This is a genomic window from Streptomyces sp. NPDC057616 (assembly GCF_042800575.1).
Lineage (GTDB): Bacteria > Actinomycetota > Actinomycetes > Streptomycetales > Streptomycetaceae > Streptomyces.
The window spans coordinates 1-16,415 of sequence record NZ_JBHVGU010000064.1 but is presented as its reverse complement, the minus strand read 5'-3'; the positions used below and the strand labels follow the sequence as shown (position 1 = coordinate 16,415).

The window sequence follows — 16,415 nt, the reverse complement described above, 5'->3', positions numbered from 1 at the left end:
GTACGGTGCCAGTCATGAGTCACGCCGGACGTGCGGCCGAGCCTGACAAGCGAACGTTGCGGCGAGAGCTCCGCGCGGTAAGGGGCAGGTTGACGGCGGATGACGTCCAGGAGGCCGCGGCCGCGCTGGCCGTGCGCGCCCTGGAGCTGCCCGAACTGGCGGGCGCCCGCACGGTGGCGGCGTACGTCTCCGTCGGCGGCGAGCCGGGCACGCTCGCGCTGCTGGACGCACTGCGCGCGCGGCACGTGCGCGTGCTGCTGCCCGCGCTGCTCCCGGACAACGACCTGGACTGGGGCGAGTACACCGGCGCGGACTCCCTGGCCCGCGTCCAACACGGCGGAAAGATGGCGCTTTTCGAGCCCTCCGGCGCGCGTCTGGGACCGGAGGCCGTGACCGGCGCGGACGTCGTGCTGCTGCCCGGGCTCGCGGTCGACGCGCGCGGGATGCGGCTGGGGCGGGGCGGCGGCTCCTACGACCGCGTCCTCGCGCGGCTGGAGCGCGCGGGCGCGCATCCCGCGCTCGTGGTGCTGCTGTACGGCTCGGAGGTCGTCGGGCGCGTCCCCGAGGAGGAGCACGACCGGCCGGTGCACGCGGTGGTGACGCCGTCGGGGGTGCGCCGCTTCCCCAGCGGCACCTGATGACCCCGTGATGCGCGAAGGCCCTCCCACGCGCGCGTGGGAGGGCCTTCGTTCAGGTGCTCACGGTTTCAGCACCAGGGTGTCGCTCGTGTTCTTGTCGACGGCCTGGGACGTGAAGTTCCAGTCGAGCAGCTCGCCCTTGGCCCACTTGCCCGTCTGGTCGACGTAGTGGGCGCTGTAGGCGTGCCCCGAGGCGCCGGTGAGGTTGATCCACTTCGACTTGTCGAGGTCGCCGAGGTTGACCACCATGCGCATCGACGGCACCCAGACGACGCCGTAGCCGCCGGCGGCGTTCCAGCCGGAGGCGTTGACCGTCGCCTCGCCGCCGCTGAGCTTCCAGGGGCCGCGGTTGAGGATGTACTTCAGGAAGCCCGGGCCGTCGGTGCCGAGGGTCTGGTTCTTCAGGAACAGGCGGTGCAGCCGGCCCCAGCTCCAGGTGTCGATGTCCTTGCCGAGCTTGGCGGTCAGCTCCCAGCGGGCGTCGATCATCGCGCGCTTGAACAGGTCGTCGCGGTTGTTCGTCGCGCCCGGCCGGGTGCCCGTCTTCGGCGTGGTCCACCACGAGCTCTTGGGGTCGTTCATGAGCTTGCGGACGACCTCGAACCAGCGGTCGCCGCCGTCCGGTTGGGCCTGGTCGGCGTCGCGCTCGCCGCACTCGCGGATCTTCTGCGTGTCGTCCGCGGGCCCGGTGGTGCTGGCCGGGTCGACCCACAGGCACTGGCCCTTGACCCGCAGCTCCTTGGGCAGCTTGTTGCCGAAGGCGAGCTTGAGGACGTTGCGCCAGACCGCGTTGAAGTAGGCGGCCGCCGCCGAGTCGGCGTCCTGGGTGTAGTCCCAGCCCTCCAGCAGCTCCTGCGCGGCCTGGACGTCCTTGTCGCCGGTGTCGATCTTCAGCAGGGTGGGCACCAGCAGCTTGGCGATCTCGCTGCTGTTGTCCAGCTGCATCTGGCGCATGTCGTCAGTGGACATCTTGCCGCCGCCCTTGATCTTCGACTCGATCAGGTCGGTGATGCGCTGGCTGCGGGTGCCGTAACCCCAGTCCGTGGTCAGCGTGTACGGGTACTTGTCCTGGTCGATCACGGCCTGGTTGGCCGTGACGATGTAGCCACGCTCCGGGTTGTACTCGTACGGCAGCGCCGCCTTGGGGACGTAGCCGGTCCACTTGTAGCCGGAGTCCCAGCCCGGCGCCGGGATCGAGCCGTCGTCCTTCTTCGCGCGCGTGGGGATCTTGCCGGGCAGCGTGTAGCCGATGTTGTCCTTGTCGGCGTAGATCAGGTTCTGCGACGGCACGTCGAACTTGGCTGCCGCGGAGCGGAATTCGCTCCAGTCGGACGCCTTGTCCATGGCGAAGACGGCGTCCATGGTCGTGCCCGGGTCGAGCGCGGTCCAGCGCAGCGCGACGCCGTAGCCGTCGCCGCGGTCGGGTGCCGCGGTGTCGACGGTGGCCTTCTTGCCGACCTTCACCAGCTCGTCGTCGCGGTCGGAGAGCAGCGGCATCCCGTCCGCGGTCTGGCGCACGACGATCGTCTTGGACTTGCCGCCGGCGACCTTGATGGTCTCCTCGCGGGTCTTGAAGGCCTTGGTGGCGCCGTCGTAGAGGTAGCCGTCGCCGCTCAGCTTCTCCAGGTACAGGTCGGTGACGTCGACACCGGAGTTGGTCATGCCCCAGGCGATGTCCTGGTTGTGGCCGATGACCACGCCGGGCATGCCCGCGAAGGTGTAACCGGTCACGTCGTACTGGCACTTGCTGGAGACGGTGCGGCAGTGCAGGCCCATCTGGTACCAGACGGACGGCAGCGAGGCCGACAGGTGCGGGTCGTTGGCGAGCAGCGGGTGGCCGGTGATGGTGTGGCTGCCGGCCACCACCCAGGAGTTGGAGCCGATGCCCTGGCCGTTCACGCCGACGGCCGTGGGCACGTTGTCCAGGACCTTGTAGAGGCCCGCCAGCTGGCTGTTCAGGGCCGAACCCGACGGCGTCGAGGAGGACGAGGAGGACGTGCCCGTCGTGCCGCCCGTGGAGGTGCCGCCGGTGGAGGTGCCGCTCGTGGAGGTGCCGCTGCCGGCCGAGGAGCCGTTCTGCTGGAACGCCCCGGCGATCTCGCTGTACTGGCCCTCCTGGACGATCGCCTTGTTGCGGCTGTAGGGGTAGGCCGGGTACAGCTGGGCGATCTGCTTGGCGTCGAGCCGGCTGGTCATCAGGGCGCGGTCGATCTCGTCCTGCATGTTGCCGCGCAGGTCCCAGGCCATCGCCTTCAGCCAGGAGACCGAGTCGACGGGGGTCCACTTCGCGGGCTTGTAGTCGTTGGTGAAGCCCAGCGCCGCGTACTCCAGCGAGATGTCCTTGCCGTCCTTGCCGTGCAGATAGGCGTTGACGCCCGCCGCGTAGGCCTGGAGGTACTTCTTGGTGGAGGCCGACAGCTCGGTGTCGTACTCCTTCTTGGCCACCCGGTCCCAGCCCAGCGTGCGCAGGAACTCGTCGTTCTTCACCTGGCTCTTGCCGAACATCTCCGACAGGCGCCCGGAGGTCATGTGCCGGCGCACGTCCATCTCGTAGAACCGGTCCTGCGCCTGGACGTAGCCCTGCGCCATGAACAGGTCCGCGTCGGAGGAGGCGTAGATCTGCGGGATGCCGTAGCCGTCGCGCTTGACGTCGACGGGGCCTGACAGGCCGTGAAGTGTGAGGGAGCCCTTCGTCTGCGGGAACGACGCACGGACGGTGCTGATGGACCAGTACGCCCCGTAGGCGACGCCGGCGATCAGTGCCAGGACCAGGACCAGCACGACCAATCGGGCTTTGCGCCCCTTCTTCCTGCCGGACTTGCCGGGCTTGTCACCCGTTGTGGCGGTGGTGTTCGGGGGCATCGCTGTCCTTGCTGTCCTAACGCGAGCGGCAGGCGGGCTGTGACGTCGAGTGAGCGCTGGAGCAACCATAGGCGCAGGGCCTTGGGGCCCTTGACGCGGAGTCGGGAACGCAGGGGTGCAGGCGTTCGATCCTGCCAACCGGAGCGTCAAGAAATCGTCAAGAGTTAGGTAAGGTAACGAAGTAGTTGGATGCGGAGTCGCCTCGCTTCGTGTCCCATGAACGTGAGCCCACCCGCGGGACGCCCGCGGGCCAGGGAAGGGAACGGCCGCTGACAGTCCACCATCTCAACCAGCTACTGCTCGTCTGCTCGCTCGTCCTGCTCGTCGCCGTGGCAGCGGTCCGGATCTCCTCGCGCAGCGGGCTCCCCAGCCTGCTCGTGTACCTGGGGATAGGCGTCGCCATGGGCCAGGACGGCATCGGTGACATCCGCTTCGACAACGCCGAACTCACCCAGGTCATCGGCTACGCGGCCCTCGTGGTGATCCTCGCCGAGGGTGGCCTCGGCACGAAGTGGAAAGAGATCAGACCGGCCCTGCCGGCCGCCTCCGCCCTGGCCCTCGCCGGCGTCGCGGTGAGCGTCGGGGTCACGGCGGCGGGCGCGCACTACCTGGTCGGGCTGGAGTGGCGCCAGGCGCTCATCATCGGTGCGGTCGTCTCCTCGACGGACGCGGCGGCCGTCTTCTCCGTGCTGCGCAGAATCCCCCTCCCCGCGCGCGTGACGGGCACGCTGGAGGCCGAGTCCGGATTCAACGACGCCCCGGTCGTCATCCTGGTCGTCGCCTTCTCCACGGCCGGCCCGATCTCCCACTGGTGGGTGCTGCTCGGCGAGATAGCGCTGGAGCTGGCCATCGGCGCGGCCGTCGGGCTCGCGGTGGGCTGGCTCGGCGCCTGGGGCCTCAGGCACGTGGCGCTGCCCGCCTCCGGCCTCTACCCCATCGCCGTCATGGCGATCGCCGTCATGGCCTACGCGGGCGGCGCGCTCGCGCACGGCAGCGGCTTCCTGGGCGTCTACCTCGCCTCGATGGTGCTGGGCAACGCGAAGCTGCCGCACTGGCCGGCCACCCGCGGGTTCGCCGAGGGGCTCGGCTGGATCGCCCAGATCGGCATGTTCGTCCTGCTCGGCCTGCTCGTCTCCCCGCACGAGCTGGGCGACGACATCGTGCCCGCGCTCGTCATCGGCCTGGTGCTGACCATGGTGGCGCGCCCGCTGAGCGTGATGCTGTGCCTGTCGCCCTTCCGGGTGCCGTGGCAGGAGCAGACCCTGATGTCCTGGGCCGGGCTGCGCGGCGCGGTCCCCATCATCCTGGCGACGATCCCGATGGTGCAGGGCGTCGACGCCAGCCACCGCATCTTCAACATCGTCTTCGTCCTGGTCGTCGCCTACACCCTGGTCCAGGGGCCGACGCTGCCGTGGCTCGCGCGTGTGCTGCGCCTGGGCGAGAGCGGCGGGGCCGCCGACCTCGGCATCGAGTCCGCCCCGCTGGAGCGGCTGCGCGGGCACCTGCTGTCCGTCGCGATCCCCGCGGGATCCCGGATGCACGGCGTCGAGGTGGCCGAACTGCGGCTGCCCGCCGGGGCCGCCGTCACCCTCGTCGTGCGCGAGGGCACGTCGTTCGTGCCCGGCCCCACGACGGTGCTGCGGCGCGGCGACGAACTGCTCGTGGTCGCCACCGATCCCGTACGGGACGCGGCGGAGCGCCGGCTGCGCTCGGTCGGACAGGGGGGCAAGCTGGCCGGATGGCTGGGGACGAACGGGGCGCGGCGCCGATCCCTGTAGACGGGGCGCGGCGCCGATCCCTTGTCCCCGCAAGGCGCTGCGCCGATCCCTGTAATATGAAGACACACCCCTGATCGAACCGACTCTGCCTGATGCAGAGCTGACGCGACCGTATGGCGGCCGTGGCGCCCACCACCTTCCGGGCGGCCTCCGGTATCTACCGCAGTCCGCACCAGAGGACAGCTCTCGGCGCCCCCGCACGGGCGTGCCACCAGGCGGCAGAAAGGCACGGGCCGTGGCATCCACGGTCACCCGACGGCCTGGCTACGGACAGCTGCTGCGCACCCGCGGCGCCTGGACGTTCCTGGTCCCCGGCTTCGCGGCGCGCCAGCCGTTCGCGATGCTCACCATCTCGATCGTGCTGCTCGTGCAGCACACCACCGGCTCCTACGGCGCCGCGGGAGCCGCCGCGGCCGTGACCGGTGTCTCCATGGCGCTGTGCGCGCCCTACGGCGGCCGCCTGGCCGACCGCTACGGGCAGCGCGCCGTGCTGCTCCCCGGCGTCCTGCTGCACGCGCTGTCCGGCCTGACGCTGACGGCGCTCGCACTGACCCACGCACCCCTGTGGGCGCTGTTCGCGGCCGCCGTGCCGACCGGCGCCTCGGTGCCGCAGATCGGCCCCATGGTGCGCGCCCGCTGGGGCGTGAAGCTCCAGGATTCGCCGCTGATGAACACCGCGGCGGCCTTCGAGTCCGTCACGGACGAGCTGACCTTCGTCTTCGGCCCGCTGCTGGCCACCGCGCTGTGCACCGCCGTCGCGCCCGCCGCGGGCCTGGTGACGGAGGCGTCGCTGACCCTGGTCGGCGGCCTGCTGTTCGCCGCACAGAAGGGCACACAGCCCGCAGTCGCCACCCCCCGGCACGCGCGCGTGGAGCACGCCTCCGCGCTGAGCGTCCCCGGTGTGCGCGTGCTGATCGTGGCCTTCCTCGGCATCGGCGCGGTCTTCGGCGGCATGCAGGTCTCGCTGGCCGCGTTCACCGAGTCGATCGGCGAGCCCGGCCTGAACGGCGTCCTGTACGGCGTCTTCGCCGCGGGCAACATGCTCTCCGGCATCGTCTGCGGCGCCGTCGCCTGGAAGGCGGCCCCGCAGCGGCGGCTCGTCGTCGGCTACGGCGCCCTCGCGCTGGCCGCCTCCGGCCTGTGGACCGCGCACTCGGTGCCGCTGCTGGCCGGACTCGGCCTGCTCGTCGGCATGTGCATCGCGCCCGCCCTGATCACCGGCTACACGCTGGTCGAGGGCCTGGTCCCGGCCGGCGCCCGCACCGAGGCCTTCACCTGGCTGACCGGCGCGGTCGCGCTCGGCCAGGCGGTGGCCGTCACCGTGGCCGGACAGCTGGAGGACCGCTTCTGGTCCGGCGCCGGATTCCTGGTGCCGGCGGGCGGTACGGTGCTCGCGTTCGCGACCCTCGCCGCCCTGCGGTCCCGGCTCACGCCGCGGCCGCGCAACCTGACCGTCGCACGTGGCGTCGGTCACCGCGAGCCGGTGACGGTGGACTGATCCCCGGGAATACGTCACTATGGACCGTCGTTAGCACTCACTGAGTAAGAGTGCCAGGAGGAAGACAGTGCCGACCTACCAGTACCAGTGCACCGAGTGCGGCGAGGGCCTCGAGGCGGTGCAGAAGTTCACCGACGACGCCCTCACCGAGTGCCCCAGCTGCGGTGGCCGCCTGAAGAAGGTGTTCTCCGCCGTCGGCATCGTCTTCAAGGGCTCCGGCTTCTACCGCAACGACAGCCGCGGCTCCTCGTCGAGCAGCTCGCCGGCGTCGAAGTCCTCGAAGTCCACCGAGTCGTCGCCCTCCTCCACGTCCTCTTCCTCCTCCACGTCTTCCTCCTCGTCCTCGGACGCGAAGTCGAAGCCGTCGAGCACGGGTGCCTCGTCCGGCAGCAGCGCCGCCTAGGACCCACCGGACTCGTCCCACGGGACCCCGCCGTCGTACGACGGTGGGGTCTTCGGTGTTTCCGGGTGCGGTCTTCGACGCGTCCGGTTGGGTGTGTCCGGTGCCCCTCTCTGCGCTCCGGCGGGGCCGGATACTGTTCGGGCCATGGCGAACGCAGAGATCGGTGTAATCGGCGGCTCGGGCTTCTACTCGTTCCTCGAGGACGTGACCGAGGTCCAGGTGGACACCCCGTACGGACCGCCCAGCGACTCCCTCTTCCTCGGTGAGGTCGCCGGCCGGCGGGTCGCGTTCCTGCCCCGCCACGGCCGCGGCCACCATCTGCCCCCGCACCGCATCAACTACCGGGCCAACCTGTGGGCGTTGCGGTCGGTCGGTGTGCGCCAGGTCCTCGGCCCGTGCGCCGTGGGCGGACTGCGCGCCGAGTACGGACCGGGCACGCTGCTCGTGCCGGACCAGCTGGTCGACCGGACGAAGTCCCGCGCGGCGTCGTACTTCGACGGGCTGCCGCTGCCCGGCGGCGCCGTCCCGAACGTGGTCCACGTGTCCCTGGCCGACCCCTACTGCCCCGTCGGGCGCACGGCCGCCCTGAAGGCCGCGCGCGGACGGGACTGGGAGCCGGTGGACGGCGGCACGCTGGTCGTCGTCGAGGGCCCGCGCTTCTCGACCCGCGCGGAGTCGCTGTGGCACCAGGCGCAGGGCTGGTCGGTGGTGGGCATGACCGGCCACCCCGAGGCGGCGCTCGCCCGTGAACTGGAGCTCTGCTACACGTCGATGACCCTGGTCACCGACCTGGACGCGGGCGCCGAGACCGGTGAGGGCGTCTCGCACGACGAGGTGCTGCAGGTGTTCGCCGCCAACGTGGACCGGCTGCGCGGTGTGCTCTTCGACGCGGTGGCCGCGCTGCCGGCGAACGAGGACCGGGACTGCCTGTGCACGTCGGCGCTGGGCGGGATGGACCCGGGGTTCACGCTGCCGTGACGCGCTGACGGGCCAGCGACCGGAACTTGCCGTTCGGGTGAGGGAGTTGTCCACAATCCGCCGGTGATCCACCGGCCTCGGCACAGATCGGCGCGACGCCTCATCGTGGGTCTTGCAGGCCCGTTCCCGATGCAGGTGGTGATCCGCATGCCGCTCCCTCCGCTCGCTCCGTCCCCCTTGTACGGCTCTCCGCTCCCCCCGTCCTCCTCCCCCGCCGCGCCGCGGTCGCCCGGCGCCGACGTCCCCGTCACGTGCGAGGTCCCGCACTTCGCTCCCGTGCGGGTGCGCGGCGGGCGGTACGGGCTGCGACGGCTGGTGCGGCACCGCAGGCGGGCGGTGGCCGCCGGGCTCGCGGTGACCGCGGCCGCGCTGGTGGCGGCGGGGCCGCGGGATGCCGACGGAGGGCGCGGCCATCCGGTCGCCGATCCGGTACGAAGCCACCGGGCCGTCCGGACGGTGTCCGCACCGGTGCGGATCGCCGACGCCGCCACGGTCGCGCTGCTGCGGCCCGGCGACCGGGTCGACGTGGTCGCCGCCCCGGAGACGGCGGCGGCCGGCGACGCCCGTGTGGTCGCGCGCGGGGCGCGGGTGGCCAAGGTGCCGGAGCCTCTGGACGAGGCGGCCGGCAGCGGGGCGCTGGTCGTGCTGGCGGTGCCTCGTACGACCGCCGCGCGCCTCGCCGGAGCTGCGGCGACGGCACGATTGGCGGTGATCGTGTGTTGATCCTGTCAAGTCCCTCGTTCCAGCTACGCAATTGGACAGGGTGGCCGCAAGTTGACGTAGGTTGCGGAACTGTTTGTTCCCCGATGTGCGTGTGCAAGGAGAGGCCCCGAAGTGAGCGAGAAGAAGGAACCGAGCGTCTGGCAGGGCTTCAAGGCCTTCCTGATGCGCGGCAACGTCGTCGACCTGGCGGTCGCGGTGGTCATCGGCGCCGCGTTCACCAACATCGTGAACTCGCTGGTGAAGGGGATCATCAACCCACTGGTCGGGGCGATCGGCACCAAGAACCTGGACAACTACAGCTCGTGCCTGAGCGGGACCTGCAAGGGCGACCAGGGCATCCAGCTGCTGTGGGGCTCGGTCCTCGGCGCCACCCTGACCTTCGTGATCACGGCGGCGGTCGTCTACTTCCTGATGGTCCTGCCGATGTCGAAGTACCTGGCCCGCCAGGAGGCCCGCAGGAAGGCGCGGGAGAGCACGCACGAGGTGATCGAGGTGACGGAGCTGGAGGTCCTCAAGGAGATCCGGGACGCGCTGGTCGCCCAGCGTGGGTCCGGGCACGACGCAAGCTGACGCAGGCCGCCCGCGCGGGTCAGATGTGGTGGGGCGGCTTCTCGTCGAGGAAGCGCTTCAGGTCCGCCGCGGAGTCGCCGTCCGAGCCGGGCCGCTCGCCCCAGCCGCGGTCGGTGTCGTCCGAGGACTGCTGGTCCAGCGGGTCGTCGAAGATCAGCGCGGGCTTCGGGGCGCGCGGCTCGGGGGCAGGGGCGGACGTCATGCCTCCAGGGTACGGGGCCCGGCAGGACCCGCCGCCGGGTGCGCCGAGTTCCCCCTTCCCACCTGTGCCTTCCCGTGATCGCTCCGGTCGCGGCCCGCGTGCGATCCCTTCGCAGGAATTTCCGCCGCCCATCTGGTGTGCTGGAACGCATGACGAGCAGTTCCACTCCGCCGCCGGCGCCCTCGGGCCCGCCGGCGGCCCACAGACCACTGCGCAGGCTGACGGCACGCGGGCGCGACGAGGCGCACCGCGTCGCCTCCTCCCTCGAGCTCTTCTTCGACCTGTGCTTCGTCGTGGCCATCGCCCAGGCAGGTGCCCAGCTGGTGCACGCCCTGGCCGAGGGGCACGCGGCCGAGGGCATCCTCAACTACGTGATGATCTTCTTCGCCATCTGGTGGGCGTGGATGAACTTCACCTGGTTCGCCTCGGCGTACGACAACGACGACGCGCTCTACCGCGTCGTCACGCTGGTCCAGATCGCCGGCGTGCTCATCCTGGCGGCGGGCATCTCCCGCGCCTTCGACCAGCACGAGTTCCTGGGCGTCTGGCTGGGCTACGTGGTCATGCGGCTGGCCATGTCGGCCCAGTGGCTGCGTGTGGCGCGGTCGAGCCGGGGCGCCGAGCGGACGATGGCGCTGCGGTACGCCGTCGGCGTGCTGCTGTGCCAGATCGGCTGGCTGGGGCTGCTGGTCCTGCCCGAGGGAGCCCGGCCGTGGGTCTTCGTGGTGATGGCCCCGCTGGAGATGCTCGTGCCGCTGTACGCGGAGAAGGTCCACCCCACGTCCTGGCACCCGCACCACATCGCCGAGCGGTACGGCCTGTTCACGATCATCGTGCTCGGCGAGACCATCGCGGCCGCGACCGTCGCCGTGAAGTCGGGCCTGGACGAGCACGACGCGCTGGGCGAGCTGCTGCCGATCGCCGCGGGCGGGCTGCTGATCATCTTCGCCGCTTGGTGGATCTACTTCGTGGTCCCCATCCACGGACACCTGCGCTCCAACCGGCAGTCCTTCGTCTGGGGTTACGGCCACTACCTGATCTTCGCCTCGGGGGCCGCGATCGGGGCCGGCCTGGAGGTGGCGGTCGAGCAGGCGGTGGGCGAGGCGCACATCTCGACGCTGTCCGCGTCGGCGGCCGTGACCCTCCCGACGGCGCTGTTCCTGCTCACCGTCTGGGCACTGCACTCCCGCTTCTACAAGGTCGGCATCGCCCAGCAGCTGGTGCTGCCGACGGCGTCGCTGCTGGTCATCGTCTGCACCTTCTTCGGCCGGTGGGCGGTGCTCGCGGCGGGGCTGGTGTGCGGGCTGGCGGTCGCGACGGGCGTGACGCTGACGGCGCGCATGGTCGCCCGTCGGCACGGCGCGAGCGGAACCGGCGAAGAGCGCGCCCGAACGCCGGTCGCCTGAGCGGACAGGAGACTCACACCCCCTGAGCAGCCCTTCCCCGCCCCGGCGCGGGGCGAGACTGAGGGCATGACAATTGACGCTCTGACGGACGTCGCAGGGGTTCGGGTGGGCCACGCGACGTGTACCGGCGACGGCTGGCTCACCGGCACCACGGTCGTGCTCGCCCCGGAAGGAGGCGCGGTCGCCGCCGTGGACGTCCGGGGCGGCGGCCCCGGCACCAAGGAGACCGACGCGCTCGACCCGCGCAACCTCGTGAGCAAGGTCGAGGCGGTCGTGCTGACCGGCGGCAGCGCCTACGGGCTCGACGCGGCGTCCGGCGTGATGGCCTGGCTGGAGGAGCGGGGACGCGGGGTGCGGGTCGGGCCGGACCCGGCGCACGTCGTGCCGGTGGTGCCCGCCGCCTGCGTCTTCGACCTGGGCCGGGGCGGGACCTTCTCGGCCCGGCCCGACGCGGCCACCGGGCGGGCGGCGGTCGAGGCGGCGGACGCGAGCGCGGCCGGGGCGGCCGTGCAGCAGGGCTGCGTGGGCGCCGGCACGGGTGCCGCCGTCGGGGCGCTGAAGGGCGGGATCGGCAGCGCGAGCGTGCGGCTGGACTCGGGGATCACGGTGGCCGCGCTGGTGGTGGCCAACGCGGCGGGTTCGGCGCTGGATCCGCAAACGGGCGTGCTGTACGGGGAGTTGTTCCAGGGGCGGGTGGACCACCCGGAGGCTCACGTGCACGAGGCCGCGCGCAGGCGCCTCGCCGAGAGCGCGGCGAGGAACGGGCGCCCCCCGATGAACACCACGCTCGCCGTCGTCGCCACCGACGCCGACCTGACGAAGGCGCAGGCGCAGAAGCTGGCCGGGACGGCACACGACGGCATCGCGCGCGCCGTCCGCCCGGTGCACCTGCTCAACGACGGGGACACGGTGTTCACGCTGGCGACGGGGGCCCACCCGCTCGACGCCAAGAACCCCCTGGCGCTGAACGAAGTCCTCGCGGCGGGCGCGGACATGGTGACCCGCGCGATCGTCCGCGCCGTGCGCGCCGCCGAGTCGGTGGAGGGCGCGGGCGGAGTGTGGCCGTCGTACGAGGAGTTGTACGGGAGCGGGTGAGCCGGATGCGGGGTGCGCGGCGCCCCGCGATTGTCCGGGTTTTGTCACGTGATGGCGTTCACGGGAAACGGCGGGAACCTCATGGGCCCGCCGTTCCCTCTTTCTCCACGCACTGGAACGGATCACGCACAACACACGAACCTGGAGCAGCCCGTGACAACGCCGGACATAGCAGCGCGGCGCGCACTGGGGGCCTGTGCCGCCCTGATGGTCGGCGCCCTCACCCTCACCGGCTGCGGCGGCAACGCCAACGCCGACACCAACGCCTCGAGCGGCGGCGGGAATTCGTCGAAGACCTCGACGGCGAAGATCGTCATCTCGGCGAAGGACGGCTCGGACGCCGCCTCGATCAACACGACCGGCGTGAAGGTCGGCGACGGCAAGCTGACCACCGTGAAGATGACGGTGGCCGGCTCGGGTCAGGCCGTGCCGGGCTCGATCTCCGCGAACGGCACGGCCTGGAAGCCCAACGCACAGCTGGAGCGCGGGACCAAGTACCAGATCTCGGCGACCGCCAAGGACGCGAGCGGGCGGACGGCCGCGGCCAACTCCATCTTCACCACGGTCGCTTCGGCGAACAGCTTCATCGGGACGTACACCCCGGACAACGGCACCACGGTCGGCGTCGGCATGCCGGTGTCGTTCGGCTTCGACAAGGTGATCACCGACAAGAAGGCCGTGCAGTCGCACATCACGGTCACCTCCAGCAGCGGGCAGAAGGTGGTCGGGCACTGGTTCGGCTCGCAGCGCCTCGACTTCCGGCCCGAGGAGTACTGGAAGGCCGGCTCCAAGGTCACGATGAAGATCGACCTGGACGGCGTGGAGGGCGCGAACGGCCTCTACGGCGTGCAGAAGAAGACCGTCACCTTCACCGTCGGCCGTTCGCAGGTCTCCACGGTCGACGTGAACACGCAGACGATGACGGTGGTGCGGGACGGCAAGGTCCTCAGGAAGGTGCCGATCTCGTCGGGCAGCCCGGAGCACACCACCTACAACGGGCAGATGGTGATCTCCGAGAAGTTCCGGCAGACGCGGATGAACAGCCAGACCGTGGGTCTCGGCGGTGAGTACGACATCGCGGACGTGCCGGACGCGATGCGGCTGACGACGTCGGGGACGTTCATCCACGGAAATTACTGGTACAACAAGGGCAATCCGCCCTTCGGTCGCGAGGGCACCAGCCACGGCTGCGTCGGACTCGCGGACGCGCAGGGCGCACAGAGCGCCACGCCCGCCAAGTGGTTCTACGACAATTCACTCATCGGGGACGTAGTGGTCGTCAAGAACTCCCCCGACAAGACCGTCGCGCCCGACAACGGGCTCAACGGATGGAACCTGCCGTGGAGCGAGTGGGTCGCGGGCAGCACCTCCTGAGCTGCGGATTCTCCGGGATCGCCGGGCCGTGCGGGAACCGCCCGCACGGCCCGGGCGTTTTCCGTGCGTACGTTTTCTCGGTTCCCGGACATGATGTCCGACCGAGGGGCTACGGTATGCACCCACAAGGTGACATGCAGCAACGCCGGGAGAAGCCTTGAGCGTTCCGTACGAGACGGCAGCGTACGAACCACCCGAGTCGCCCGAGTCTCCGGAGGAGCATCTCGCGCGACTCCTCGGCCGTGCGCTGAACAGCTTCGAGCTGCCGGACGAGACCATACGGCGACTCGACTGCGCGCTTGCGCACGACGGTTCACTGCACTCCGCGCACCACAGCGCGGGGCTGCACCGCGAGACCTACCGCCACACCTGGCTGCTCGCCGACGGCTCGGCGCTCACGCTGTGGGAGCTCGTGCACAACACCACGCCGGGCGGCCCCGCCCAGCACGAGGTGTACGTCGACGAGGAGGAGCTGCGCACCGCGACCGCGCGGCTGCCGCTGCCGCCGGACACGGTGGACTTCGAACTTCCGGTGACGGTGCAGCTGTCGCCGCTCCCCGCGCCCCGGCACGCGTACGTGCCGGACGACTCGGAGGATCACGCGCGCCGGCTGCTGCGTCGCGCCGAGAACCCGGACCGGCCGGGCGCGGAGACCTCCGCGCTGCTGACGACCGCGTTCGCGCACCAGATCACGCAGGCCTTCGGGCGCCCGTGCCGAGCGGGCCGCGCCGGGCTCTGCTTCTCGCTCTACGAGCACGCCTTCCTGCTGCGGGACGGCGAAGAGGTCTCACTGTGGGAGGTCGAGCACACGGCGACGCCCGACGGGCGGCACATGTGCGAGGTCTACGTCAGCGAGGAGGCGGCCCGGGACGCGATGGAGCGCCGGGCGGCCCAGGTCTCCTGAGAGCCGGGAACCCTGTCGCCGCGCGCGGCCGGTCAGCGACGTTTGCTGAGCTGCCGTACGAGACCGGCGAACGCGGCCTGCTCCGCCGGTGTCAGCTCCGTGTACTCCAGCGGCGGGGGCGACCGGCGCTGCAGCGGGAGGGCGCGCATGCTGCCGACGACGGGCCAGGGGACCGCACCGAAGTGGCCGCGGCGCGCGAGGCTGATCAGGCCGAAGATCCAGACGGCGGCGGCGAGGGCGAGGATCACCACGCCCATCGACTGGAAGACCGAGACGTGCTCATCAGGCATACGGTCCAGTAGACACCACGGTCCGGGACTTTGGTCCCGGACCGTGACGTATCTCGCAGGCCGCACAGGTGCCGCACTTGCCTCTTTGTCGTCTTGATCAACTCACAGGGCGCCAAAGGGACATGCGGGGATCTTGCCGGTCAGGCGGCCACCGGCTGCTTGGCCCCGGCCGCCGGAGCGGCCGCGCCCTCCGCCGCGTCGGCGGCCGTGGCCCCCGGTGCGGGCCTGCGCATGCCCTTCAGGACCACCACCAGTGCCGTGGTGACACAGGTGCCGACCGCGATGGCGATCAGGTAGAGGAAGGGGTTGCCGATCAGCGGGACCACGAAGATGCCGCCGTGCGGGGCGCGCAGAGTGGCGCCGAAGGCCATCGACAGGGCGCCGGTGATCGCGCCGCCCACCATCGAGGAGGGGATGACGCGCAGCGGGTCGGCCGCGGCGAAGGGGATCGCGCCCTCGGAGATGAAGGAGGCGCCGAGGACCCAGGCCGCCTTGCCGTTCTCCCGCTCGGTCTGCGTGAACAGCTTGCCGCGGACCGTGGTGGCCAGCGCCATCGCGAGGGGCGGGACCATGCCGGCGGCCATGACCGCGGCCATGATCTTCATCGCGGAGTCGCTCGGGTTGGAGACCGCGATACCGGCGGTGGCGAAGGTGTACGCGACCTTGTTGACGGGACCGCCGAGGTCGAAGCACATCATCAGGCCGAGCAGGGCGCCGAGCAGGACGGCGTTGGCGCCGGAGAGGCCGTTGAGCCAGTCGGTCATGGCCTTCTGGGCCGAGGCGATGGGTTTGCCGATCACGACGAACATCAGGAATCCGACGATCGCCGATGAGATCAGCGGGATCACCACCACCGGCATGATGCCGCGCACCGCCGCCGGGATCCTCACCTTCTGGATCGCCATCACCACACCACCGGCGATCAGACCGGCGGCGAGTCCGCCGAGGAAGCCGGCGTTGATGGTGAGGGCGATGGAGCCGCCGACGAAGCCGGGGACCAGGCCGGGCCGGTCGGCCATGCCGTAGGCGATGTAGCCGGCCAGGACCGGGACCAGGAAGGCGAACGCGACGCCGCCGATCTGGAAGAGCAGCGCCGCCCAGCTGTCGCCCTGGGCCCACACGAAGTGGTCCATGACCGAGGGCGCCTTGTTGATCTTGTAGCCGCCGATCGCGAAGCCGAGGGCGATCAGCAGACCGCCGGCCGCGACGAACGGGACCATGTAACTCACGCCGGACATCAGCCACTTGCGCAGCTTGGTGCCGTAGCCCTCGCCCGCCTCGCCGGACCGCTCGACCGGTGTGGAGGGCGCGGAGCCGGAGGTGACCTCCCCGCGTTCCGCCTTCGCGCGGACCTCGGAGACGAGCTCGCCGGGGCGGTTGATGCCGGCCTTGACGCCGACGTCGACGGTCGGCTTGCCGGCGAAGCGGTCCTTCTCTCGTACGGGGACGTCGTGCGCGAAGATCACGCCGTCCGCCGCCGCGATGACGGCCGGGTCGAGCCGGGTGAAGCCGGCCGAGCCTTGCGTCTCGACGGTGACCTCGACGCCCACGTCGCGGCCCGCGTTCTCCAGCGACTCGGCCGCCATGTACGTGTGGGCGATGCCGGTCGGGCAGGAGGTGACGGCGACGATGCGGAAGGGCTGCTCGTCGGCGGCCGGGGCGCCCGGCACCGGGGCGGCCGCGTCCTCGACGCT

At 71.2% G+C, this 16,415-nt stretch carries 15 protein-coding genes; 11 read left to right on the top strand and 4 right to left on the bottom strand.

Features of this window, described 5'->3' with window-relative positions; all coding sequences use genetic code 11:
- Positions 1 to 14 precede the first annotated feature (14 nt).
- On the top strand, positions 15 to 638 hold the full coding sequence (locus ACFU97_RS43805; protein ID WP_384268327.1) for a 5-formyltetrahydrofolate cyclo-ligase: 624 nt from the start codon (positions 15 to 17) through the stop codon (positions 636 to 638).
- 60 nt (positions 639 to 698) lie between these two features.
- Here ACFU97_RS43805 and ACFU97_RS43800 read toward each other — a convergent pair whose 3' ends face one another.
- Positions 699 to 3,500, bottom strand: coding sequence for a penicillin acylase family protein (locus ACFU97_RS43800; protein ID WP_384268325.1), 2,802 nt, complete (start codon positions 3,498 to 3,500; stop codon positions 699 to 701).
- A 209-nt stretch (positions 3,501 to 3,709) separates the two neighbouring features.
- On the opposite strand from ACFU97_RS43800, the gene ACFU97_RS43795 reads away from it, so the two are divergent.
- From ACFU97_RS43795 to mscL, 6 genes are all read left to right on the top strand, one after another.
- Positions 3,710 to 5,278, top strand: coding sequence for a potassium/proton antiporter (locus ACFU97_RS43795; protein ID WP_384268322.1), 1,569 nt, complete (start codon positions 3,710 to 3,712; stop codon positions 5,276 to 5,278).
- A 235-nt stretch (positions 5,279 to 5,513) separates the two neighbouring features.
- Positions 5,514 to 6,776, top strand: a complete 1,263-nt coding sequence (locus ACFU97_RS43790) for an MFS transporter (RefSeq protein ID WP_384268320.1) — start codon at positions 5,514 to 5,516, stop codon at positions 6,774 to 6,776.
- A 67-nt stretch (positions 6,777 to 6,843) separates the two neighbouring features.
- Positions 6,844 to 7,179 (top strand): FmdB family zinc ribbon protein, encoded by a 336-nt coding sequence (locus ACFU97_RS43785; RefSeq protein ID WP_384268318.1) that lies wholly within the window; start codon positions 6,844 to 6,846, stop codon positions 7,177 to 7,179.
- 144 nt (positions 7,180 to 7,323) lie between these two features.
- The gene (locus tag ACFU97_RS43780) at positions 7,324 to 8,157 is read left to right on the top strand and encodes an S-methyl-5'-thioadenosine phosphorylase (RefSeq protein ID WP_384268315.1); all 834 of its coding nucleotides are present in this window, start codon (positions 7,324 to 7,326) and stop codon (positions 8,155 to 8,157) included.
- A gap of 147 nt (positions 8,158 to 8,304) precedes the next feature.
- A complete protein-coding gene (locus ACFU97_RS43775) occupies positions 8,305 to 8,880 on the top strand; it encodes a hypothetical protein (protein WP_384268312.1) in 576 nt (191 codons plus the stop codon).
- Between the two features lie 111 nt (positions 8,881 to 8,991).
- Positions 8,992 to 9,450: a large conductance mechanosensitive channel protein MscL gene (mscL, locus tag ACFU97_RS43770; protein WP_384268309.1), complete on the top strand. Its 459-nt coding sequence runs from the start codon at positions 8,992 to 8,994 to the stop codon at positions 9,448 to 9,450.
- A 19-nt stretch (positions 9,451 to 9,469) separates the two neighbouring features.
- Here the strand turns inward: mscL and ACFU97_RS43765 are convergent, their stop codons facing one another.
- A complete protein-coding gene (locus tag ACFU97_RS43765; RefSeq protein ID WP_384268307.1) occupies positions 9,470 to 9,652 on the bottom strand; it encodes a hypothetical protein in 183 nt (60 codons plus the stop codon).
- 149 nt (positions 9,653 to 9,801) lie between these two features.
- On the opposite strand from ACFU97_RS43765, the gene ACFU97_RS43760 reads away from it, so the two are divergent.
- From ACFU97_RS43760 to ACFU97_RS43745, 4 genes are all read left to right on the top strand, one after another.
- The gene (locus ACFU97_RS43760) at positions 9,802 to 11,058 is read left to right on the top strand and encodes a low temperature requirement protein A (protein ID WP_384268305.1); all 1,257 of its coding nucleotides are present in this window, start codon (positions 9,802 to 9,804) and stop codon (positions 11,056 to 11,058) included.
- Between the two features lie 66 nt (positions 11,059 to 11,124).
- Entirely contained in the window at positions 11,125 to 12,153 is a 1,029-nt protein-coding gene (locus ACFU97_RS43755) for a P1 family peptidase (protein WP_384268302.1), read from the top strand.
- A 153-nt stretch (positions 12,154 to 12,306) separates the two neighbouring features.
- Entirely contained in the window at positions 12,307 to 13,527 is a 1,221-nt protein-coding gene (locus ACFU97_RS43750; RefSeq protein ID WP_384268300.1) for an Ig-like domain-containing protein, read from the top strand.
- 157 nt (positions 13,528 to 13,684) lie between these two features.
- Positions 13,685 to 14,431, top strand: coding sequence for a DUF6227 family protein (locus tag ACFU97_RS43745; protein ID WP_384268297.1), 747 nt, complete (start codon positions 13,685 to 13,687; stop codon positions 14,429 to 14,431).
- Positions 14,432 to 14,463: 32 nt separating this feature from the next.
- Here ACFU97_RS43745 and ACFU97_RS43740 read toward each other — a convergent pair whose 3' ends face one another.
- Positions 14,464 to 14,721, bottom strand: coding sequence for a hypothetical protein (locus ACFU97_RS43740; RefSeq protein ID WP_384268295.1), 258 nt, complete (start codon positions 14,719 to 14,721; stop codon positions 14,464 to 14,466).
- A gap of 140 nt (positions 14,722 to 14,861) precedes the next feature.
- The coding region (locus ACFU97_RS43735) for a PTS fructose transporter subunit IIC (protein WP_384268293.1) at positions 14,862 to 16,415 on the bottom strand (1,554 nt) is incomplete at its 5' end.